The sequence below is a fragment of the Streptococcus suis genome (assembly GCF_002960425.1).
Lineage (GTDB): Bacteria > Bacillota > Bacilli > Lactobacillales > Streptococcaceae > Streptococcus > Streptococcus suis_S.
Genome location: NZ_POIZ01000042.1, coordinates 41,020 through 61,676 on the forward strand (window position 1 = coordinate 41,020; position 20,657 = coordinate 61,676).

General features: G+C 43.9%; 24 protein-coding genes. 14 read left to right on the forward strand and 10 right to left on the reverse strand.

The window, feature by feature from the left end; genetic code table 11:
- Positions 1–66: 66 nt before the first annotated feature.
- The 7 genes from C1G57_RS05100 (at position 67) to C1G57_RS05130 (ending at position 6,504) form a co-directional block, all read left to right on the forward strand.
- Complete coding sequence (locus C1G57_RS05100; protein WP_105114023.1) at positions 67–771, forward strand: B3/4 domain-containing protein; 705 nt, start codon at positions 67–69, stop codon at positions 769–771.
- A 463-nt stretch (positions 772–1,234) separates the two neighbouring features.
- Positions 1,235–2,152 carry a glycine--tRNA ligase subunit alpha gene (gene glyQ / locus C1G57_RS05105; protein ID WP_002939388.1) on the forward strand — a complete coding sequence of 306 codons (918 nt, stop codon included), beginning with the start codon at positions 1,235–1,237 and terminating at the stop codon, positions 2,150–2,152.
- Positions 2,152–4,188: a glycine--tRNA ligase subunit beta gene (gene glyS / locus C1G57_RS05110; protein WP_105114024.1), complete on the forward strand. Its 2,037-nt coding sequence runs from the start codon at positions 2,152–2,154 to the stop codon at positions 4,186–4,188. Before glyQ ends, glyS begins: the two co-directional genes overlap by 1 nt.
- A 194-nt stretch (positions 4,189–4,382) precedes the next feature.
- Positions 4,383–4,631: a hypothetical protein gene (locus C1G57_RS11045; RefSeq protein ID WP_153045609.1), complete on the forward strand. Its 249-nt coding sequence runs from the start codon at positions 4,383–4,385 to the stop codon at positions 4,629–4,631.
- A 19-nt stretch (positions 4,632–4,650) separates the two neighbouring features.
- Positions 4,651–4,908, forward strand: coding sequence for a DUF896 family protein (locus C1G57_RS05120; RefSeq protein ID WP_002942632.1), 258 nt, complete (start codon positions 4,651–4,653; stop codon positions 4,906–4,908).
- An 81-nt stretch (positions 4,909–4,989) separates the two neighbouring features.
- A complete protein-coding gene (locus C1G57_RS05125; RefSeq protein ID WP_105114026.1) occupies positions 4,990–6,069 on the forward strand; it encodes a site-2 protease family protein in 1,080 nt (359 codons plus the stop codon).
- A gap of 63 nt (positions 6,070–6,132) precedes the next feature.
- Entirely contained in the window at positions 6,133–6,504 is a 372-nt protein-coding gene (locus C1G57_RS05130) for a hypothetical protein (RefSeq protein ID WP_105114027.1), read from the forward strand.
- A gap of 24 nt (positions 6,505–6,528) precedes the next feature.
- On the opposite strand, the gene C1G57_RS05135 is transcribed toward C1G57_RS05130, so the two are convergent.
- The 10 genes from C1G57_RS05135 to C1G57_RS05180 form a co-directional block, all read right to left on the reverse strand.
- The gene (locus C1G57_RS05135) at positions 6,529–7,866 is read right to left on the reverse strand and encodes an MATE family efflux transporter (protein ID WP_105114028.1); all 1,338 of its coding nucleotides are present in this window, start codon (positions 7,864–7,866) and stop codon (positions 6,529–6,531) included.
- A 68-nt stretch (positions 7,867–7,934) separates the two neighbouring features.
- On the reverse strand, positions 7,935–8,600 hold the full coding sequence (locus C1G57_RS05140; protein WP_105114029.1) for a potassium channel family protein: 666 nt from the start codon (positions 8,598–8,600) through the stop codon (positions 7,935–7,937).
- 60 nt (positions 8,601–8,660) lie between these two features.
- Positions 8,661–10,010 (reverse strand): TrkH family potassium uptake protein, encoded by a 1,350-nt coding sequence (locus tag C1G57_RS05145; protein ID WP_105114030.1) that lies wholly within the window; start codon positions 10,008–10,010, stop codon positions 8,661–8,663.
- 155 nt (positions 10,011–10,165) lie between these two features.
- Positions 10,166–10,513 carry a hypothetical protein gene (locus C1G57_RS05150; protein WP_105114031.1) on the reverse strand — a complete coding sequence of 116 codons (348 nt, stop codon included), beginning with the start codon at positions 10,511–10,513 and terminating at the stop codon, positions 10,166–10,168.
- Positions 10,510–10,848: an MFS transporter gene (locus C1G57_RS05155; protein ID WP_105114032.1), complete on the reverse strand. Its 339-nt coding sequence runs from the start codon at positions 10,846–10,848 to the stop codon at positions 10,510–10,512. Before C1G57_RS05155 ends, C1G57_RS05150 begins: the two co-directional genes overlap by 4 nt.
- Before the next feature lie 12 nt (positions 10,849–10,860).
- Positions 10,861–11,943, reverse strand: coding sequence for a DUF3278 domain-containing protein (locus C1G57_RS05160; RefSeq protein WP_105114033.1), 1,083 nt, complete (start codon positions 11,941–11,943; stop codon positions 10,861–10,863).
- 10 nt (positions 11,944–11,953) lie between these two features.
- Entirely contained in the window at positions 11,954–12,154 is a 201-nt protein-coding gene (locus tag C1G57_RS05165) for a hypothetical protein (RefSeq protein ID WP_105114034.1), read from the reverse strand.
- 47 nt (positions 12,155–12,201) lie between these two features.
- On the reverse strand, positions 12,202–12,402 hold the full coding sequence (locus tag C1G57_RS05170; RefSeq protein WP_105114035.1) for a hypothetical protein: 201 nt from the start codon (positions 12,400–12,402) through the stop codon (positions 12,202–12,204).
- Between the two features lie 47 nt (positions 12,403–12,449).
- On the reverse strand, positions 12,450–12,650 hold the full coding sequence (locus C1G57_RS05175; RefSeq protein ID WP_105114036.1) for a hypothetical protein: 201 nt from the start codon (positions 12,648–12,650) through the stop codon (positions 12,450–12,452).
- A 15-nt stretch (positions 12,651–12,665) separates the two neighbouring features.
- Positions 12,666–12,854 carry a helix-turn-helix transcriptional regulator gene (locus tag C1G57_RS05180; protein ID WP_002942681.1) on the reverse strand — a complete coding sequence of 63 codons (189 nt, stop codon included), beginning with the start codon at positions 12,852–12,854 and terminating at the stop codon, positions 12,666–12,668.
- 529 nt (positions 12,855–13,383) lie between these two features.
- Between C1G57_RS05180 and rsmH the strand changes: the two genes are divergently transcribed.
- The 7 genes from rsmH to trxB all read left to right on the forward strand — a co-directional run bounded on the left by rsmH (position 13,384) and on the right by trxB (position 20,654).
- The gene (gene rsmH / locus C1G57_RS05185; RefSeq protein ID WP_105114037.1) at positions 13,384–14,334 is read left to right on the forward strand and encodes a 16S rRNA (cytosine(1402)-N(4))-methyltransferase RsmH; all 951 of its coding nucleotides are present in this window, start codon (positions 13,384–13,386) and stop codon (positions 14,332–14,334) included.
- Positions 14,335–14,345: 11 nt separating this feature from the next.
- Positions 14,346–14,669, forward strand: coding sequence for a cell division protein FtsL (gene ftsL, locus C1G57_RS05190; RefSeq protein WP_024412194.1), 324 nt, complete (start codon positions 14,346–14,348; stop codon positions 14,667–14,669).
- Positions 14,669–16,918 carry a penicillin-binding protein PBP2X gene (pbp2X, locus tag C1G57_RS05195; protein ID WP_105114038.1) on the forward strand — a complete coding sequence of 750 codons (2,250 nt, stop codon included), beginning with the start codon at positions 14,669–14,671 and terminating at the stop codon, positions 16,916–16,918. Before ftsL ends, pbp2X begins: the two co-directional genes overlap by 1 nt.
- A gap of 1 nt (position 16,919) precedes the next feature.
- Positions 16,920–17,918, forward strand: a complete 999-nt coding sequence (gene mraY / locus C1G57_RS05200) for a phospho-N-acetylmuramoyl-pentapeptide-transferase (protein WP_105114039.1) — start codon at positions 16,920–16,922, stop codon at positions 17,916–17,918.
- A 221-nt stretch (positions 17,919–18,139) separates the two neighbouring features.
- On the forward strand, positions 18,140–19,483 hold the full coding sequence (locus C1G57_RS05205) for a DEAD/DEAH box helicase (protein WP_105114040.1): 1,344 nt from the start codon (positions 18,140–18,142) through the stop codon (positions 19,481–19,483).
- Positions 19,484–19,500: 17 nt separating this feature from the next.
- A complete protein-coding gene (locus C1G57_RS05210; protein ID WP_105114041.1) occupies positions 19,501–19,725 on the forward strand; it encodes a DUF4059 family protein in 225 nt (74 codons plus the stop codon).
- Positions 19,726–19,736: 11 nt separating this feature from the next.
- Entirely contained in the window at positions 19,737–20,654 is a 918-nt protein-coding gene (gene trxB, locus C1G57_RS05215; RefSeq protein WP_105114042.1) for a thioredoxin-disulfide reductase, read from the forward strand.
- Positions 20,655–20,657 lie beyond the last annotated feature (3 nt).

Here is a 20,657-nt window from a genome sequence, read left to right on the forward strand (position 1 = left end):
TGAACATCGTTAGGTCTTTGAAGATGTTCATAGGGTGCTGATTTTGTATAAAAAAGGAGTAAGAATATGTCACAATTTGTTGTTGATTCATCTTTCTGGAATCTATTTCCAGACGCTAAAATTGGAGTGCTATTATTGAAAGGGTATAAAACGCCGGCGCAATCACCTGATGAATTAGTGAAATTACTGGAAGAAAGCAACGGAATTGCCCAGAAATTTCTTACGGAAGATACCTTTAGTGAGAATGAGGTCATTCGTACATATCGTCAAGCCTATCAAAAATTTAAAACAAAAAAAGGCGCACGTTCTAGTATTGAAGCACTTTTGAAGCGTTCTGCTAGTGACCGTCCAGTTTCAACTATCTCTCCGCTAGTGGATATCTATAATGCGGCAAGTTTGCGTTTTGGTCTTCCATGTGGTGCTGAAGATTTAGATACATTTGTAGGCGATCTTCAACTAACGGTCACTGAGGGTGGGGATGAATTCTATCTCATTGGTGATGAAACCAATAATCCAACTCTACCAGGGGAAGTTTGCTATAAGGATGATAAGGGGGCGGTTTGTCGCTGTTTCAACTGGCGCGATGGTGAGCGGACCATGATTACAGATAGCACGAAGAATGCTTTCTTGGTTATGGAACTGGTCAATTCTGATAGAGTAGAGGATTTGGAAAATGCCCTAGATTTTATCAGTCAACAGGTAGAAAAATTCTTGGGAGTAGTACCAGAAAAATATCTATTGGATTACAACAGTCCTACTATGGGTTTATAATCGGATAAATAGTGCTCTTTCTGGACAAAATATTCTTTTTCTGCTACAATACTAAGCATGAAAGAAGGTTGTTTCAAAAGCCTGTCTAGCGAGCTTGGGAGAGTGGAAGCCAAGCCAGTCTTGAAATAATTGGCGCTTTCCCAGTCGTGACCTCATCCGACTACTTATCAATCATATAAATGAAGTAATAAATTAGGGTGGAACCGCGTTCTCAACGCCCCTATGTCTGCTGACAGGGGAAGAGAATGTGGTTCTTTTTGTTTGTCTAACAAAAACGGAGGAAATATATGTCTAAAAAACTTACCTTTCACAGCGTCAGTGGCATAGTCTCCTTTCAGTCGAATTGCCACACGCTCATCGCTAGTGCGATTGAGCTAGACGCTGTACTAGTTCGCCTTTCCTAGCAATATCGGCTAGGAAGGCTCACGTCGCAAGATTATTTAAAATAGAAAGAAGGAAGAATATGTCTAAAAAACTTACCTTTCAGGAAATCATCCTGACCTTACAACAATTTTGGAATGAGCAGGGGTGCTTGCTCATGCAGGCTTATGATACGGAGAAGGGTGCGGGTACAATGAGCCCGTACACTTTCTTGCGTGCTATCGGTCCTGAGCCATGGAATGCGGCTTATGTTGAGCCAAGTCGTCGTCCTGCGGATGGTCGTTATGGGGAAAATCCAAACCGTTTGTATCAGCACCACCAATTCCAAGTAGTTATGAAACCATCTCCGTCTAATATCCAAGAACTCTACTTGGAATCTTTGGAGCGTTTGGGTATCAATCCTTTGGAGCATGATATTCGTTTCGTTGAGGACAACTGGGAAAATCCGTCAACAGGCTCAGCTGGTCTGGGCTGGGAAGTCTGGTTGGACGGTATGGAAATCACGCAGTTTACCTACTTCCAACAAGTTGGTGGTTTGGCAACAGGTCCAGTCACAGCCGAAGTAACTTATGGTTTGGAACGCTTGGCTTCTTACATCCAAGAGGTTGACTCCGTTTACGACATCGAGTGGGCAGACGGTGTTAAATACGGTGAAATCTTTATCCAGCCAGAGTATGAGCATTCAAAATATTCCTTTGAAGTATCCGACCAAGATATGCTCCTCGAAAACTTCACTAAGTTTGAAAAAGAAGCAGAGCGGGCTTTGGAAGAAGGCTTGGTTCACCCAGCCTTTGACTATGTGCTCAAATGTTCTCACACCTTTAACTTGCTCGATGCCCGCGGAGCTGTGTCTGTAACCGAGCGTGCTGGCTACATTGCCCGTATCCGTAACCTTGCCCGTGTCGTTGCCAAGACCTTTGTGGCAGAGCGAAAAAAACTTGGTTTCCCACTTTTAGATGAAGCAACACGGGCAGAATTGTTGAAGGAGGACGCAGAATAATGACAAAGAATTTACTTGTTGAACTTGGCTTGGAAGAAATTCCTGCCTACATCGTAACCCCAGCCATGCACCAGTTGCGTGACCGCATGGCGACTTTTTTGACAGACAATCGCTTGGCTTTTGATAGCATCGATGTCTTTTCAACGCCACGCCGTTTGGCTGTTCGTGTGCGTGGTTTGGCAGACCAGCAGACTGATCTTACAGAAGATTTCAAGGGTCCTGCTAAGAAGATTGCCTTGGATGCAGACGGAAACTTCACCAAGGCGGCAGAAGGTTTTGTCCGTGGTAAAGGCTTGACGACAGCTGACATTGAGTTCCGCGAGATCAAGGGCGAAGAGTATGTCTATGTGACCAAACACGAAGCTGGTCAGCCAGCTAAGGCAGTCTTGGCGGGTATTCCAGAGGTCTTGAAGGCTATGACCTTCCCTGTCAGCATGAACTGGGCGTCCAACAAATTCGCCTACATCCGTCCTGTCCACACCTTGACCGTTCTCTTGGACGATGAGGCATTGGATATGGATTTCTTGGACATTTCATCCGCTCGCATCAGCCGTGGTCATCGTTTCCTTGGAAATGAAACTGAGATTGCAAGTGCAGATTCATACGAGGCAGACTTGCGTGCACAGTTTGTTATCACTGATCCCGCAGAGCGTCAAAACATGATTATCGAGCAAATCAAGGCTATCGAGGACAAACACAATGTGACAGTCGAGATTGATGAAGACCTACTCAATGAAGTTCTCAACTTGGTCGAGTATCCAACTGCCTTCATGGGTTCCTTTGACACCAAATACCTGGAAGTACCAGAAGAAGTTTTGGTTACTTCTATGAAAAATCATCAGCGTTACTTCGTGGTGCGTGATAAGTCTGGCAAGCTTTTGCCAAACTTCATCTCCGTCCGCAACGGGAACGACCAACATCTTGACAATGTCATCAAAGGAAACGAAAAAGTCTTGGTGGCTCGTTTGGAAGACGGCGAGTTCTTCTGGCGTGAAGACCAAAAACTCAAGATTGCTGACTTGGTGGAACGCCTCAAAGTCGTGACCTTCCATGAAAAAATCGGCTCACTTTACGAGCACATGGAACGCACCAAAGTCATCGCAGAAAAACTGGCTGACTTGGCAGGCTTGTCTGCGGATGAAAAAGCAGATGTGGTACGTGCAGCAGACATCTATAAGTTTGACCTCTTGACAGGCATGGTCGGTGAGTTTGATGAATTGCAAGGGATTATGGGTGAGAAGTATGCCCTTCTTGCAGGGGAAAAACCTGCGGTGGCAGCAGCAATCCGTGAGCACTACTTGCCAAACTCAGCAGAAGGCGAATTGCCTGAAAGCAAGGTCGGTGCGGTCTTGGCACTGGCTGATAAGTTTGATACCCTCCTATCCTTCTTCTCAGTTGGCTTGATTCCTTCTGGCTCAAACGATCCTTACGCTCTTCGTCGTGCAACACAGGGTATCGTACGGATCTTGGAAGCATTTGGTTGGGAAATTCCATTGGATCAGTTGATTGCAGAGCTCTACAGCTTGAACTTTGCTAGCTTGACTTATGACAACCAGCCAGCTGTGATGGACTTTATCCGTGCCCGTGTAGAGAAGATGATGGACAAGGCCATTCCGAAAGACATCCGTGAGGCTGTACTTGCCAGCTCAACCTTTGTGGTCAGACTGCAACTGGCAGCCAGCTCTGCTATTTTCCAAAAATCAAAAGAGGCTGACTACAAGGAAGCCGTGGAAAACTTGTCACGTGTCTTCAACTTGGCTGAAAAGGCGGAGGCGACTGTCATTGACGAGGCACTCTTTGAAAATGAGCAGGAAAAAGCCCTTGCTGCAGCAGTGGCTGGCTTGGAGTTGACGGAAGATATGGCAGGCAACTTGGACAAGCTCTTTGCTCTCAGCCCAGTCATCGCAGACTTCTTCGACAACACCATGGTCATGGCAGAAGATGCGGCCGTCAAAGCCAACCGTTTGGCAGTGCTGAAAGCTTTGGCGGATAAGGCTTCTGTAGTGGCGGTCTTTAATCTCTTGAATAGTAAGTAGGTAGTATGTCTCTTTTCAGAATTATAGAGTTGTATGTTATCATTCCTTTGCAAGCTTTGGCGATGATTGTTATTATAGTATTCCTTTTTCGTTGGATGTGGCGAACATCTAAGATAGAAAGGGGCAATGCTAAACCTGCTATTCGCAAAAAATGCAAACAGAAACTATGTACTGCTGAAACGCAAGGGCGTTTTATGAGGCGACTACGTTTCAAGAAGAATTCTGTCTATGTTTATGCTTATGACGTGGATGGAAAAACCTATGAAATTTATGATACTATTATTTATAGGATGGGTGAAGTTATCAAGCTAGGTCCAATCCCAGTTGGTTATACAGGAAAAAGACAATTAGAGAATGTTGATGTGGTGAGGATTGCCTATAATCCTCTGATACCACAGGAAGCGTATTTACCGGACAATCAAGGGAAGTGGACCTTGTTTTAAGAGATAAAAGGAGGCAGACATGGAACAAGCAAAAATCGATCGTATCAATGAATTGGCTAAAAAGAAAAAAGCTGGTACCTTGACACCAGAGGAAAAAGTTGAACAGGCTCAGCTGAGGGAAGAATATATTGAGGGGTATCGTCGAGCAATCCGTCATCATATTGAGGGGATTAAACTGGTTGATGAAGACGGTAACGATGTGACGCCAGAGAAACTCCGCCAAGTTCAACGTGAGAAAGGCTTACATGGGCGTAGTTTGGATGATCCAAATTCCTAAGATTGAAATGCTAAAAAAAACAAGTAAAAGACTAGGTTTTCTAGTCTTTTTCTGTTATACTATATAAAAAGGAGCTTTGTTATGAAGAAAGTATGGAATTGGATTGTTATAGGTGTTTCTGTTCTTTGTGGTTTTGCGAGTGCCATGTATTCGACTTATGGGATGGCTCAGCTTTTACCAGAAAATGGTTCCTTCTATGGACTGTGGGTGTTTGGTCTAGGTTATGTCTGGTTTCTAGGTACTTTTTACCTGACCCTTATTCTCCACGAATTAGGTCATGCCTTCTTTGGTTGGCTGACGGGTTTTGACTTGGTGGCGCTTGGCTTGGGCAATCGTTTGTTGGTCAAAACTGACCAAGGATGGAAATGGAAGAAAACCGTGATTGTGCAAGGGGCAGCTGCTCAGTATATCGGAGTCAAAAGAGATGAGGATGATCCTCGGTCGATTCTGATGTCTGCAGGTGGATTGATTGTCCATCTCAGTCTCATCCTTGTTTCTGTTTTGATTGGGTTCTTAACAGGGAATTGGAGTCTGCCTCTATCGCAAATTCTCCTCAATCTAGCCTTGTTTATCCTCAACGCCAATCCTTCTGGAATGGTGGATGGTGCCAAAATAAAAGAGTTGTATACTCATCTAGACTATAGCCGCTTGGCCTATCAAGCACTTAGACATACCTCTCAAGTCATGGTGGACCCAACTGCAGCGAATTTAAGTGATTTTGTCTTGGATCTGCCAATCTTGCCAGGGCATTTACCACAAACCCACTATCTAAACTGGACGGAGTTGCTGATTTTTAAAGGGGAGTATCAAGAAGCACGAGAGCGATTGGAGAAGTTGATAGCAAAATCGGATAATGATTACATCATCAAGGCAAGCAAACTTGTTTTGCTAGAAGTCTATCTCTTGCAAGGCAGGGAGGAAGAGGCTAGAGCATTAGGGCAGGACAAACAGGTCAAGGCTCTGCTCAAGTATCCTATGGGAAATTACCAAGTCATCGCGGCTCTCTACCACCAGCGAATTACGAAAGATAGCAAAGCCTTGAAAAAATCTCTGGCTCAGGCTAAGAAAATGTTGCCTAATAGTCCACTATTGGCTGATGAGCAAAATTATTATAGCAAACTCTTGGCGGAAATCGAGTTAGAAAGTCAACTATCATATTAAAATATTTTGCTCAATATAAATAATATGTTAAAATAATTTTAAAAATAGTCCAGGAGGTTGGTCATGAAAAAACTGATGTATGCCTTGTTGGTGCTTGCCTATGTTACAGTTGCTTATTTGTCGGTCTACTTCCTTCCTCACTATTATTTTGGTGCGATTATGGGAGCGGCTGGGGTCAATCTTGGCGTAAGTTTTAAACAATTCAAGGAAGTGCAAGCCTGTCCTGACAAACCTTTGTCAGCCTATTTTAAGTTGGATAAGACGACGACAGCTATTCTATTAATGCTTGTTTTAGGACTCATTCTTTTTGTTCATCTGCTACCAGTATCCAATGTACAAGTCGGCTTTGCTTTCTTGGTTGGACTTAGCTATGGTGCGCTTTGGAATATCTTGCATATCCAATTTCTACGGAAATATTATTTTAAAAACGCATGAGCTTATTTCATGCGTTTTTCTTGTTTATATACTTTGGCCAGTTTTTAATTTTTTCATAAAAATGATAGAACTTGGAATGAGGACCAAGATACTGCCAATCCAAGCAGCAGGGTTGGCGGCTGCTGTTCCATAAAATCCGAAATACTGCATGCCGATAATGGCGACTGCTGCTCGGAAAATCAATTCCCCAAAGCCAGCCAGTGTTGGGATAAAGCCCTTGCCAAGTCCTTGAATAAAGCTACGAAGAATAAAGAGAGAGGCAACAATCCAGTAACAAGAGCCGTTGATGATGTAGTAAACCAGGGCCAAGTCTAGCACGGTTTGACTGGCATTTGGAAGAAAGAGGCCAGAGAAGAACCGATTGCCTAGAACGAGAATGAGGGCAAAAATCAGAGCCCAAGCGATATTGAGGTAGAGTGCCTTGCGAACCCCTTCTCGAATTCGATCATAGAGTTTAGCTCCGTAGTTCTGGGCTGTAAAGGTTGCAATAGCCAGCCCCAGATTGACCATTGGTAGCATAGCCAGTTGGTCAGTGCGGAGAGCAATAGCCTGGGCAGCGATAGCATCTGTTCCTAGCTGGTTGACCATAAACTGTAGGGTCATGGCTCCGATGGCAATGATACTAGCTTGAAATCCCATAGGAAAACCGAGTTGGGCATGTTTCTTGAGATTGTCCTTGTCCAATCGTAAGTCAGAAAAGCTAATATGGTATTGGGGAACTTTTTTGACAATGTAGAAAATCAGAAAGATAACGGAGCAAGCCTGGGCGGTGATGGTTGCAAACCCAGCCCCGAAAACACCCCATTTCATGACTAGGATAAAGAAAAAGTCCAAGCCGATATTGATAAAACAGGCAATGATAAGGGCAACTAGAGGTGTTTTAGAATTTCCAAGACTGCGCAGGGCTGAGGACAGGAAATTATAGAAAATAGTAAAGGTCAATCCACCAAACATAGCTGTCAGAAAAGCATGGGAATGCTGGATGATACTAGCAGGTGTCTTCATTAAGACCAAGATAGGTTGTAAAAAAGTCAATGCAAGGATTGTCAGTATCAGGCTGATAAGGAAAGAGTAGAAAAGACCATGAACAAAGGATTTTTTCAATCCTTCCAAGTCCTCAGCTCCGAAGCGTTGGGCAGAAAGAATGGTCAGTCCATTTGTCACACCTTGGGCGAAGCCGATGATGAGAAAAATCAAGCTGGCAGTCGAGCCAACACTGGCAAAGGCGTCCTTGCCTAAGGTATGACCAACAATCATGGAATCGGCAAAGTTATAGGCTAATTGAAAGAAGGAACCAATCAGCAGGGGAATGGCAAACTGTAAGATGACTAGAATGGGTTTGCCCTTGGTTAAGTCGCTCATAAAATCTCCTTGATAACAGAGGATAAGCCTACTAGAATGCATCATTTCTAATAGGCTTTTTCCTTATTTTAATGGGTTAAATCTTCAAAGTGGTCTACGGTATTATGGTCTGTAACAGCCATGATGAGTTCGTGGCTCTTGAAGACATAGTCTGGGGTTAGCTGGATGTTCAATTCCTGATTTTCTCCGCTACGGTAACCGATGATATTCATTTTATAGTGTTGACGGAGTTTGAGTTCACCCAAGGTCTTACCAATCCATTTTGCAGGTGGATGGAATTCTACGATAGCCACATTGCCTTCTAGTTCCAGGAGGCTAGTTGTATCTCTATGAAGAAGTTGCTTGGCCAGTGAAATACCTGTTTCACGTTCTGGAGAGATGACTTTGTCAGCACCGACACGGAGGAGAACTTCTTTGGCTGTGGTTCCCTTGACCTTGGCAACGACCATTGGTACTCCGAGAATCTTACTGTGCATAACAGCGAGCACACTGGATTCCAAATTATCTCCAGTTGCAACGACGACTGCATCACAGTTTTCAATGCCCGCAGCTCGCAAGAGAGAACGGTCGGTTATATCACCGACAATTCCTCGGGTGAGAATGGGTTCGAGGTGGTTAATCTGTTGTTCATGGTTATCAATGGCAATGATATTGCAGTCATAATTGTGTAGGGTCTTAGCAATGGTGGTACCAAATACTCCTAAGCCCAGAATTCCGATAGTATAGTTTGGCATGATTTCTCCTTTTTAGAACCTATATTCACAAGTGAAGTGCTGAACTGTGCATACAGGTTCTTAAACTAACATAGATGATTTAGCGTATTGCAGGCTTTCTGTTTTAGAAGCCTTGCGGAGGGCAAGACTGGCCAGAATGGATAGGGGACCAATGCGACCGAAGAACATGAGGGCCATGATAACAGCCTGTCCTGCCATGCTTAGTGACGGGGTCAGGTTGGCAGTTACTCCAACGGTTGCTAGGGCTGACATCACTTCAAAGACCAAGAAAAGTAAGGGTTGGTGCTTGTCTGTGATAGCGAGGGCAAATAAGCCTGCTAAAAATACAAGAAGGAAGACAGAGAAGGTCGCAAAGGCCTTGCGGATGGTCAGGCCGTCAATGGTTCGACCAAGGAAGTTGGTATGGGGCAGTCCCAAAATCTCGCTTCGGGCATAGAGGATCAAGGTCAGAAAGGCTGTAATTTTGATTCCTCCTGCTGTTCCACCTGGTGCTCCTCCCAACATCATTTGGAAGATGTAGATGAGGAGGGTGACGGGTTCAGCCTGGGTATAATCAATGCTGGCAAATCCTGCCGTTCGCATGGTCACCGTTTGGAAAAAACTAGCTAATAGCTTGTGACCAAAGGATAGATTACCGATGGTAGCAGGGTTGTTCCATTCTGTGAGTAAGGTTAACAGGGTTCCTAATCCCAAAATAGTTGCAGTTAAGCCTAGAACGACCTTGGTATGAAAACCCAGTTTCCCAAGATGGTGTTTTTGCCCAAGTTGTGTGTGTAAATCAAACCAGACTGAAAATCCAAGTCCTCCCATGATGATGAGGCTGGCTAAGGTCAGGTTTATCAGAGGATTGTCAACATAACGGACAATGCTGTTGGCTCCGAAATTATCAAAACCAGCATTACAAAAAGCTGAAACAGCTAAGAAAATAGAAGTAAAGGTTCCCCGCGCCCAGCCAAATTCTGGCACGAAATGAAAGGATAGGAGAATGGCTCCCAGCGTTTCAATGGCTAGGGTGAAGCCGAAAACGGACTTGAGAAAGCTTCTAAAATGCTTGGTATCGGAGCGATTGAGGGCTTCTTGGAGGGTTGCCATACTCATAAAATTGATTTTCCGACCACCTCGTAGGGCAAAGAGACCGACAAAGCCAACCAGGCTTAGTCCTCCAATCTGAATGAGTAACATACAGATGATTTGACCCACTGTAGAATAGGTATCGGCAACAGCCTTTGTAAACAATCCAGTCACGCAGACCATTGAAACGGTTGTAAACAGATGGTCCCAATAACTAGCAGTCGATGTAGGAACTTGCGAAATGGGCAGACTGAGTAAGAGAGAGCCGACCAGTATAACGAGTAGAAAGCTCAGAATAATTCGTTGACTGGGAGTAAGGTGTATCTTAAATGCTTTCATAAAGCTACCTTTTCAAAAAAATAAAGATGAGCATATTGTAGCACAAATAGGGAAAAAAGTATGCGACAAAGTGGACGATTTTGTAATAAAAAAAGGCTGGACTTGCGCCAGCACGATAATTAGGAAGAGTTCTCCTGTTCTATTGGTCGAACTCCTTATTTTTTCAACTGTTTAAGAAAGAGAAGAATAAGGAGACTTCCCCACAACCCAGCAAGAAATGGTTTGATTTGTCCAGTGAAACATCCAATGGAGAAAGTTAGGACAAAACCTGCTAAAAGGAACCACAAGAGTGGTTTGCGATAAAGACAGATAGCTTTTTGGACAGCATTTGATTCTGGACTGGTAGTTTGCCTGTCATTATTCAAGATTGGAAGAATAGTGAACAGTAAGATTAAGATTGGTGGGGCGTCCCCAGTCAGAAAACTGTGGATAAACAAGCCACAAATGGTCGCATAGGCGAGAACAAACAAGGAAAGGACTAATTTTGTGTTGAAGTTGTTCATCTATCTTCCTCCTTTTTGAAATACAGTCGATAAAGAATAGCAAGAGCAAATCCAGCAGGAAGGATGAGGACACGTGGTTTGACATGTTCTAGCCAAATGCCCACGGAATAGGTCAAGGTCATGGCAAAAAGGGCAAAGATGGCTTGGATGATAAAGTAGCGTTTTTCTTCGGCTGTTTTATAGGATTTGATGATTTGAATGGTCGGTAGCATGAGCAAGAATGAACCGCTAATTGGCTCATTGACCATGTAAGAGTAGATGAAGAGGGCAGAAAATAAAGCATAAAATAGAACAAAAAATCGACAGGTTTGTTTGGGTGTAAAAGGTTTATTCATTGGGTCAGCTCCTTATTTTTTCTTGGCAGTATCTGCTTCCAGTTTTTGCAGATAGGCAAGGGCAGACAGGGCTAGACTGGCAAAGAGGCCCATCATGCCACCGAAGAGGAGGGATTTTACGTGGAAGATGGAATCCAGTAGGGGAAGCTGGAGGCTAAAGAGGTCTGCCAGCCCCGCAAAGAGGGTAGATAGCAGGGCAACCCCCAGTCCCCAAACCAGTGGATTGAGGGTCTGTCCTTGTCTTTCCTCAGGGCTTAGTTCGTCCACGTCATATTGAGGCAGGTCAGCATGGAGGGTGCGCATATTAACGATACCAATTAGGATAATACTGAAGAAGCCAATGATCATTGGATAGTAGGTAGCCACCTCCAGAGGATAGCGGTAGGCTAGGAAGTAGGCGATGGCATTTCCGAGAGCTAGGAAGTAGAAGTGGTAGATAAAGGCTATTCCCCCAATCTCATCTGCCTTAGTCCGTCGGTACTCGTCTAAAGGCCCGCGAATACCATAAACGTGCCGTATCATATTTTGAATCCACTTAGGTTCTTTTTTGGAAATAGCAGAGCTGACAGTCAGTTGTTCTGCTTTTTTCATGCGCTTGCGTAACATGATTTCGATAGCAATGCCTGTGAAAATACCCCCTAGACAGGCTGCAAGGAATTTTCGGAGGTCAAATAGGTGGTCGAGAGGATTGAGTCCCTCCATCCAGGCACCAAAAACAACAGTCCAAATGTACATAAGGGCAGTGAAATAGAGGGTGAATTTGAAACTTGCTCCCTTGAGCTGCCTCTGTTCCTTGCTAGTCAATTCTTCTACATCTAAACTGTCCACTTGGCTGTGGCGCATCTTGGATGCCATATACATACTGGCGGAAAGAGTGGATAGGAGTAGAGCAGTTGGGTAGCCATAGGCAACGACTTCTGGGTAGCGTTTGGATAGGGCAAGTGCCAGCAGGGTAAGAACCATGGTGCCCCAAAAGAGCAGGATAAAGCAGGTATTGCCTAGTCGGAAGGCTTCTTTTTTGCGAAATTCATCCAGAGGTCCTGTGATACCATAAAAACGTTTGATCAATTTATCTTGAAAGGTTTCCTTTTTCATAAGCAGCTCCTTATTTTTGATCGATCAATGGTAAGATGTAAACAAAACCTAAGAAGTAGATGGTCCCAGCAATCAGCAATTGTAGCCAAAATTTTGCTTGGCTGATGGTGTGCAAGATTTCTGCTCCGCTATTGCCCCAAAGCTGAAAGAGGACAAAGAGCGGGATAAAAATGAGAGTGGAGATAAGGGCTTTGCGTGTGTTCTTTTTCATGATATTTTCCTTTCTATTCATTTCAAATGGTGCTGTTTAGGACAATCTTACTTACGACGAAAAATGAGTGGTAGGTAGGCTAGTCCTAAGAAGTAGATTGCCCCAGTAATCAGTAGTTGTATCCAGAATTTGGCTTGGCTGATAATGTGCAAGATGTCAGCTCCGCTATTGCCCCAAAGCTGAAAGAGGACAAAGAGAGGGATAAAAATGAGAGTGGAGATAAGGGCTTTGCGTGTGTTCTTTTTCATGATATTTTCCTTTCTATTCATTTCAAATGGTGCTGTTTAGGACAATCTTACTTACGACGAAAAATGAGTGGTAGGTAGGCTAGTCCTAAGAAGTAGATTGCCCCAGTAATCAGTAGTTGTATCCAGAATTTGGCTTGGCTGATGGTGTGCAAGATTTCTGCTCCGCTATTGCCCCAAAGCTGAAAGAGGACAAAGAGAGGGATAAAAATGAGGGTAGAGATGAGAGCTTTATGTGTATTCTTTTTCATGGTGTTCATTCCTTTCTATTCATTCCAAAAGAGGCTGTTGAGGTCAGTCTGTAAAGCTTTGGCTAGGTTGATACAGAGGTCTAGCGAGGGATTGTATTTGTTATTTTCAATCATGTTGATGGTTTGCCTGGATACGCCGATGGCCTTGGCCAAATCCAGCTGGGAAATTCCTAGCAGTAGGCGGTAGTCTTTGACACGGTTCATGTGCCCTCCTTTCTATGTCAATTATATTTGACACAATTGTCTAAAAATGAGGGAGTGGGAAAGAACTCGACCATTCATAGAAGAGTTCGTCAACAATTTTTCGTTTTAAGTTGTTGAGCTGAAACAGTCTATTTCCAGACTGTTTCACTCCCACCCCCGCACAGCTCAAACTGTCTGGGAGACAGTTTGAGGTTGGAGATAAAGCGAACTTTGTTCGCAATAATCGTAATGGTCAGATTTGGAGTGTAAAACACGAACAAATCTGCCAATCAACCACTGCGCTGAGATGTTGACACTAACTTTGAGAAGCGGGGCTTGAGCCCAGCCTCTTTAAATTGTTGTCAATTATATCCGACATATAACTGTAAAAAAATGTGGGAGGCCTCCCTGTTGATGTCAACTATACTTGACATTTATCTATAATGTTATTATAGACCTATCCAAAGATGTTGTCAACTATATTTGACACATTTTTTGTAAAAAGTTTGCAACATCTTTTTGATTTATTTTGTGGTACAATAGATAAGATATGAGCAAGGAATTTAATCACACTACTGTTCTTTTACATGAAACAGTAGACATGTTAGACATCAAACCAAATGGAATTTATGTAGATGCAACGCTGGGTGGGGCAGGTCATAGTGAGTACCTGCTTAGTCAGCTGACGGATGGGGGGCATCTCTATGCCTTTGACCAGGATCAGACGGCTATTGATCATGCCCAGATCCGTTTGGCAGCCTACATTGAAAAGGGGCAGGTGACCTTTATCAAGGATAATTTCCGTAATCTCAAGGCCCGCTTGGCAGAGCTGGGTGTGACAGAGATTGATGGGATTTGTTACGATTTGGGTGTGTCCAGTCCGCAGTTGGATGAGCGGGAGCGTGGCTTTTCTTACAAACAGGATGCCCCGCTTGATATGCGCATGAACCGTGATGGTCAGTTGACGGCCTATGATGTGGTCAATACCTATGACTATCACGACTTGGTACGGATTTTCTTCAAGTACGGTGAGGACAAATTTTCCAAACAGATTGCTCGTAAAATCGAACAAGCACGTGCCATCAAACCTATTGAAACGACGACGGAGTTGGCGGAGCTGATCAAGTCTGCCAAGCCAGCCAAGGAACTCAAGAAGAAGGGGCATCCTGCCAAGCAGATTTTTCAGGCCATTCGGATTGAAGTCAATGATGAATTGGGTGCCGCAGATGAGTCTATCCAGCAGGCTATTGAGCTCTTGGCTTTGGATGGACGGATTTCTGTCATTACCTTCCATTCCTTGGAAGATCGTCTGACCAAGCAACTCTTTAAGGAAGCTAGCACCATTGATGTGCCCAAAGGCTTGCCCTTTATTCCAGATGACATGAAGGCGCCACTTGAATTGGTCAATCGCAAGCCAATTTTGCCAAGTCAGGAAGAATTGGAGGCCAACAACCGAGCACATTCAGCCAAATTGCGTGTAGCTAAGAGAGTACATAAGTAGGAGAAGAATCTATGTTACAAGAAAAACGTAGAGAAGCTACCATGCGTGTGATTGGTGACAAGTTCAAGACCTTCACTCGTGTAGAAAAAGCCTTTTATACAAGTATTATCCTATCCGGTCTGGCCTTGGCGATAGGGATTATTTTCTTGCAGACCCGTTTGATTCAAGTCCAGTCTGAAATGGCCAAGGTCAATCAAAACATCAACCAAAAACAGATTGAAATCAATGATGCCAAACAGGCTGTTAACGAACTCACACGTTCGGCACGTCTGATGGAGATAGCGGAGAAGGCTGGATTAACATTTAATAACGATAATATTGGAGTAGCTGAATAATGCCCAGAAGAAACAATAAACTCTTGCAGTATGTCCTGAAAACAAGGTATCTTCCGTCCCAAAATCGTCGAAGAGTAGGCCAAGGTCTGCTGTTTTTGACGATTTTAATCTTTTCTATCTTTCTCTTTAATTTTGCCTACATTATTGGTACAGATAGCAAGGCAGGTGTGAAATTGTCGGAGAGAGCAGAGGCTGTCCACCAGCAAGAAGTGACAGTTCAGGCTAAACGGGGAACTATCTATGACCGAACAGGTATACCTATTGCAGAAGATTCTACCACCTATACCGTTTATGCTATTATTGATAAGGAATATGTTTCCGAATTGAAGAAAATTCTTTATGTTCAGGACAGTCAATTTAGTAAGGTTGCAGATGTATTCAAAAAACACCTTGGAATGGAAACAGATTACGTTCTTCAACAGTTACGACAGCCAGAACTGAAGCAGGTTTATTTTGGAACCTTAGGGAAAAATATTTCTTATAATACCATGACCACTATTCAGGAGGAGATGAAGGCGGCGGGGATTGAAGGGATAGCCTTTAATGCCAGCCCAGGTCGGATGTATCCAAATGGAAACTTTGCTTCCATCTTTGTCGGACTAGCCAACTTGATTGAAAACAAGGATGGTAGTCATAGCCTGCAAGGTATGAGTGGTATGGAGTACTACCTCAACGATATTCTAGCTGGTCAGGATGGTAAGGTTGTCTATGAAAAGGACAGTCAGGGACGTGTGCTGCCAGGAACAGAAACAGTTAAAGAAGAAACTATCAATGGTCAGGATGTCTATACGACGATTTCTGCAGACCTGCAGCGGTCCTTAGAAACCAACATGGATACCTTCTTTAATACTGCCAAGGGGCGCTACGCCAATGCTACTCTGATCTCAGCTAGGACTGGGGAGATTTTAGCAACGACACAACGTCCAAGTTATGACTCAGATACCAAGGAAGGCTTGGGACAAGAGGGGGTTCTAGAGCGTTCCCTCCTCTACCAAGAGGCCTTTGAACCAGGTTCTACCATGAAGGTTTTGACTGTCGCATCAGCTATTGACAATGGAACCTTTGACCCAAATGCCTACTATACCAATAACGAGTATGTGATTGCAGACGCAAAAATCAATGACTGGACTTTAAACGCTGGCCAATCAGCTGTTACGTTAAATTTTGCTCAGGGTTTTTCACTCTCAAGTAACGTCGGAATGACTTTGTTACAACAAGAAATGGGGGATGAAAAATGGCTAAATTATCTTGCTAAATTTCGCTATGGTTACCCAACACGATTTGGTATGGGGGATGAGGCACCAGGTCTTGTTCCTGAGGATAATATTGTAACGATTGCCATGTCTACATTTGGTCAGGGTATTTCAGCTAACCAAGTGCAAATGCTTCGAAGTTTCTCTGCGATTGCAAATAATGGTATCATGTTAGAGCCAAAATTTATTTCAGCCCTGTATAATCCGAATACTGATACTGCAAGGCTTTCATCTAAAGAAGAAGTCGGGAATCCAGTTTCTGAACAGGCGGCAGATGAGACATTGAAATATATGATAAATGTTGGTACGGACCCTGTGTTTGGGACTCTTTATTCTTCAGATTTACAAGGGCCAGCTATTCAGGTTGAAGGCTATGATATTGCGATGAAGTCTGGTTCTGCCGAGATTGCCAGTGAAGACGGTCAGGGTTATATCAAGGGCGCTTATACCAACTCGGTTGTCGCCATGATTCCTGCTGAGGATCCAGAGTTCATTATGTATGTGACCATTCGTCAGCCAGAAGTCTTGAGTGTTCTCTCTTGGGATACTATTGTAAGCCCGACTTTGAAAGAAGCAATGTTATTGAAGGATAGCTTGAACATAGATGCTCCAGCTCCGTCCCTAGCTTCTGTTGGAAAAGAAACGGACTACACATTGCCAGATCTAATTGGTAAGGCACCTGGTGAGTCGGCTGAGGAGCTTCGTCGCTATCTGGTTCAACCAGTTATTTTAGGCAAAGGTGCTGAGATTAAGAAGGTTTCTTTGGAAAAAGGTAGCTTAGTAGCCCCTAATCAACAGGTTCTCTTATTGACGAATAAATTGGAAGAAATGCCAGACTTGTATGCGGTGACCAAGGAGAATATGGATCTACTAGCTGAATGGACAGGTATTGAAGTGACCTATGAGGGGTCTGGTTCCAAGGTTGTGAAGCAGAGCGTAGAAGTGGGGACCAAGTTGAATAAAACCAAGAAATTAACAGTTACGTTAGGAGAATAATATGCAGTTTGCACTTATGTCGGGATTGGTTGCATTTTTAGCAACGGTAATCCTGATACCACGATTTATTACCTTTTATCAAGCCAAGCGCATCGAAGGGCAACAGATGCACGAAGATGTCAAGCAACACCAGTTCAAGGCCGGAACTCCTACCATGGGGGGTACAGTCTTCCTAGTTGTTGCTGTCCTTGTTAGTTTTATTTTTGCAGCTAGCCTGAAAATGCTGACAGGTGGTGTCTTGGCTATTCTTTTCATTTTGGCTCTCTATGGCTTGGTCGGATTTTTGGATGATTTCTTGAAAATCTTCCGCAAAATCAATGAAGGACTTAATCCTAAGCAAAAGCTAGCCCTACAAATCCTGGGTGGTCTTGTTTTCTATTTTGTCCATGTCAAAGGTGCTGGTGGTGGTGAGCTCAATGTCTTTGGCCACATTATCAATCTTGGGGTACTCTATTTACCATTTGTTCTATTCTGGTTGGTTGGTTTTTCAAACGCGGTCAACCTGACCGATGGTATTGATGGTTTGGCCTCCATTTCGGTTGTTATTAGTTTGCTGGCCTATTCTGTTATTGCTTACCAGGAGCAGAAGTTTGATATTCTCTTGGTCTGTGTGACCATGATCGGTGGCTTGCTTGGTTTCTTTGTCTACAACCGTAAACCAGCCAAGATCTTCATGGGAGATGTGGGTAGTTTGGCTCTTGGTGGAATGCTGGCAACCATTTCCATTGCGCTTCGTCAAGAATGGACTCTTCTTCTAATCGGTCTGGTCTATGTTATTGAAACATCATCTGTTATGTTGCAGGTTTCATATTTCAAATACACCAAAAAACGCTTTGGAGAAGGTCGTCGTATCTTCCGAATGACTCCTTTCCACCACCATTTAGAATTAGGTGGTTTGACTGGTAAGTCTGAAAAATGGAGTGAATGGCAGGTTGACTTCTTTTTATGGTCAGTTGGACTTGTCATGAGCTTGATTACCCTGGCTATTCTTTATCTATAGAATTTTAGAAACAGCAGGAATGCTGTTTTTGTGCTATAATAGAAGGCAGTATAATAAAGAACCTGTATTCGCAGTTGGTATAGTCATCTGAATGAACGTTGATACATGGTTACTTTCGGTTTGTCCTACTCTTCGAAAGTGACCTGCGCCTCAGTTCCTTGTCTGAAAGCTCTTCACTTGACGATACTTGGCCTATACATACAGGTTCCAAAGAGGAAACTATGAAATTTACAGATATGAAACTAAAGCCTTATATTCAAGAGGCTGTGAAAGAAATAAACTTTGTCCAACCGACAGAGGTTCAGGAGAAATTGATTCCTGTTGTCTTGTCTGGTCGTGATTTGATTGGGGAATCAAAAACGGGCTCAGGGAAGACTCATACCTTTTTAATTCCCATTTTCCAGAAACTAAATGAGGAATTGGACCAGGTTCAGGCTGTCATTACAGCCCCATCTCGTGAATTGGCAACCCAGATTTATCAAGCAGCTCGTCAGTTAGCCAGCCATTCGGACATGGAAGTTCGTGTGACCAATTATGTCGGTGGTACAGACAAGAACCGTCAGATTGACAAGCTCCAAGCTGGTCAGCCTCACATTGTTGTCGGGACCCCGGGTCGTATCTATGACTTGGTCAAATCAGGGGACTTGGCTATCCATAAGGCTAAAACTTTCGTGGTTGATGAGGCTGATATGACCTTGGACATGGGCTTCTTGGAAACAGTAGATAAGATTGCTGGTAGCCTGCCAAAAGATTTGCAATTTATGGTCTTTTCAGCCACCATTCCGCAGAAACTGCAGCCGTTTTTGAAAAAGTATTTGTCTAATCCGGTCATGGAACAAATCAAGACCCATACGGTGATTTCAGATACCATTGAAAACTGGTTGATTTCAACCAAGGGGCGTGACCGTAATGCGCAAATCTTGGAAGTGACCAAGCTCATGCAACCTTACTTGGCCATGATTTTTGTCAATACCAAGACACGTGCTGATGAATTGCATAGCTATTTGACGACAAATGGTCTACGTGTTGCAAAAATTCACGGGGACATTCCTCCACGTGAACGTAAGCGGATCATGAACCAGGTAAAAAACTTGGACTACCAGTACATTGTGGCAACAGACCTGGCAGCACGTGGGATTGACATTGAAGGTGTCAGCCATGTCATCAATGATGCTATTCCACAAGATCTCTCCTTCTTTGTTCACCGTGTAGGTCGGACGGGTCGTAATGGTCTGTCAGGCATTGCCATTACCCTCTATCAGCCGAGCGATGATGCGGATATCCGCGAGTTAGAAAAACTCAATATCAAATTCTTGCCAAAAGAAATGAAAAATGGGGAGTTTGTCGATACCTACGACCGTGATCGCCGTGCCAACCGTGAAAAATCGCGTGAAAAACTGGATTTGGAAATGATTGGTCTGGTCAAGAAGAAAAAGAAAAAAGTTAAGCCAGGCTACAAGAAGAAAATTCAGTGGGCAGTTGATGAGAAACGCCGCAAGACCAAGCGTGTGGAGGCGCGTGCCAAGGGCCGTGCAGAGCGTAAGGCCAAACGCCAAACCTTTTAAGAGGATTGGGGAAAACCATGTTACAAAATATTCTCAGTTTTTACTTGCAGGGGCTCCTAGTCGCTGCCTTGCTGGTTATCTTATCCAGTCTCATTTACTTTGTCTCAAGAGCGGGTAGAAGAGTGGATCAAACGCCGCAAGAGCGCCAGGATTTCTTGTTTGATTTACTAATGATCAATGTCATGATTATCCCTATTCTTGCTTTTGGGGTCATGGGGATTTTGTTAATGTTTAAAGCATAGAAGGAAAAGATATGTACGATACAATTGTTGTTGGAGCAGGTCCTGCAGGGATGACTGCTGCCCTCTACGCAGGACGAAGCAATCTAAAAGTAGCTCTTCTGGAACGCGGTATTTACGGCGGCCAGATGAACAATACTGCTGAAATTGAAAACTATCCAGGCTATGACCATATTTCTGGTCCAGCCTTGGCAGAGAAGATGTTTGAACCTCTTGAAAAATTCGGAGTGGATCATATTTTTGGGACCTTGTTACGCATCGAAGAAGATGGTCCGATTAAGAAAATCATTACTGAAGACGACGTCTTGGAAACCAAGACAGTCATTCTAGCCATGGGAGCCAAACACCGCTTGCTTGGTGTGCCAGGTGAGGATACTTACAATAGCCGTGGTGTTTCCTACTGTGCGGTCTGTGATGGTGCCTTCTTCCGTGGTCAGAAGCTCTTGGTCGTAGGTGGTGGTGATTCTGCAGTCGAAGAAGCCCTCTTCTTGACACAATTTGCGGAATCTGTGACCATTGTTCACCGACGTGACCAACTACGCGCTCAAAAAGTCATCCAAGACCGTGCCTTTGCCAATGAAAAAATTAACTTCATCTGGGACAGCGTGGTTGAAGAAATAAAGGGAGATGATTTACGGGTTCAAAGTGTCCGTATTAAAAACGTGAAAACAGAAGAAGTCAGTGAACTGGACTTCGGTGGTGTCTTTGTTTACGTTGGTTTGGATCCGATGACGGATTCCGTGGCGGATTTGGGCATTACGGACGAAGCTGGCTGGATTATCACCAATGAAAAGATGGCAACCAGCAAATCAGGTATTTATGCCATTGGCGACATCCGCCAAAATCAACTCCGTCAGATTGCGACTGCTGTGGGAAATGGAGCAGTTGCTGGACAAGAAGTCTACAACTACATCACAGAACTAGCTGAATAGGGG

Bases quoted from the DNA above. Each gene is read 5' to 3' on its own strand.
- C1G57_RS05100 (WP_105114023.1), top strand. From the start codon at position 67: ATGTCACAATTTGTTGTTGATTCATCTTTCTGGAATCTATTTCCAGAC.
- glyQ (WP_002939388.1), top strand. From the start codon at position 1,235: ATGTCTAAAAAACTTACCTTTCAGGAAATCATCCTGACCTTACAACAA.
- glyS (WP_105114024.1), top strand. From the start codon at position 2,152: ATGACAAAGAATTTACTTGTTGAACTTGGCTTGGAAGAAATTCCTGCC.
- C1G57_RS11045 (WP_153045609.1), top strand. From the start codon at position 4,383: ATGAGGCGACTACGTTTCAAGAAGAATTCTGTCTATGTTTATGCTTAT.
- C1G57_RS05120 (WP_002942632.1), top strand. From the start codon at position 4,651: ATGGAACAAGCAAAAATCGATCGTATCAATGAATTGGCTAAAAAGAAA.
- C1G57_RS05125 (WP_105114026.1), top strand. From the start codon at position 4,990: ATGAAGAAAGTATGGAATTGGATTGTTATAGGTGTTTCTGTTCTTTGT.
- C1G57_RS05130 (WP_105114027.1), top strand. From the start codon at position 6,133: ATGAAAAAACTGATGTATGCCTTGTTGGTGCTTGCCTATGTTACAGTT.
- C1G57_RS05135 (WP_105114028.1), bottom strand. From the start codon at position 7,866: ATGAGCGACTTAACCAAGGGCAAACCCATTCTAGTCATCTTACAGTTT.
- C1G57_RS05140 (WP_105114029.1), bottom strand. From the start codon at position 8,600: ATGCCAAACTATACTATCGGAATTCTGGGCTTAGGAGTATTTGGTACC.
- C1G57_RS05145 (WP_105114030.1), bottom strand. From the start codon at position 10,010: ATGAAAGCATTTAAGATACACCTTACTCCCAGTCAACGAATTATTCTG.
- C1G57_RS05150 (WP_105114031.1), bottom strand. From the start codon at position 10,513: ATGAACAACTTCAACACAAAATTAGTCCTTTCCTTGTTTGTTCTCGCC.
- C1G57_RS05155 (WP_105114032.1), bottom strand. From the start codon at position 10,848: ATGAATAAACCTTTTACACCCAAACAAACCTGTCGATTTTTTGTTCTA.
- C1G57_RS05160 (WP_105114033.1), bottom strand. From the start codon at position 11,943: ATGAAAAAGGAAACCTTTCAAGATAAATTGATCAAACGTTTTTATGGT.
- C1G57_RS05165 (WP_105114034.1), bottom strand. From the start codon at position 12,154: ATGAAAAAGAACACACGCAAAGCCCTTATCTCCACTCTCATTTTTATC.
- C1G57_RS05170 (WP_105114035.1), bottom strand. From the start codon at position 12,402: ATGAAAAAGAACACACGCAAAGCCCTTATCTCCACTCTCATTTTTATC.
- C1G57_RS05175 (WP_105114036.1), bottom strand. From the start codon at position 12,650: ATGAAAAAGAATACACATAAAGCTCTCATCTCTACCCTCATTTTTATC.
- C1G57_RS05180 (WP_002942681.1), bottom strand. From the start codon at position 12,854: ATGAACCGTGTCAAAGACTACCGCCTACTGCTAGGAATTTCCCAGCTG.
- rsmH (WP_105114037.1), top strand. From the start codon at position 13,384: ATGAGCAAGGAATTTAATCACACTACTGTTCTTTTACATGAAACAGTA.
- ftsL (WP_024412194.1), top strand. From the start codon at position 14,346: ATGTTACAAGAAAAACGTAGAGAAGCTACCATGCGTGTGATTGGTGAC.
- pbp2X (WP_105114038.1), top strand. From the start codon at position 14,669: ATGCCCAGAAGAAACAATAAACTCTTGCAGTATGTCCTGAAAACAAGG.
- mraY (WP_105114039.1), top strand. From the start codon at position 16,920: ATGCAGTTTGCACTTATGTCGGGATTGGTTGCATTTTTAGCAACGGTA.
- C1G57_RS05205 (WP_105114040.1), top strand. From the start codon at position 18,140: ATGAAATTTACAGATATGAAACTAAAGCCTTATATTCAAGAGGCTGTG.
- C1G57_RS05210 (WP_105114041.1), top strand. From the start codon at position 19,501: ATGTTACAAAATATTCTCAGTTTTTACTTGCAGGGGCTCCTAGTCGCT.
- trxB (WP_105114042.1), top strand. From the start codon at position 19,737: ATGTACGATACAATTGTTGTTGGAGCAGGTCCTGCAGGGATGACTGCT.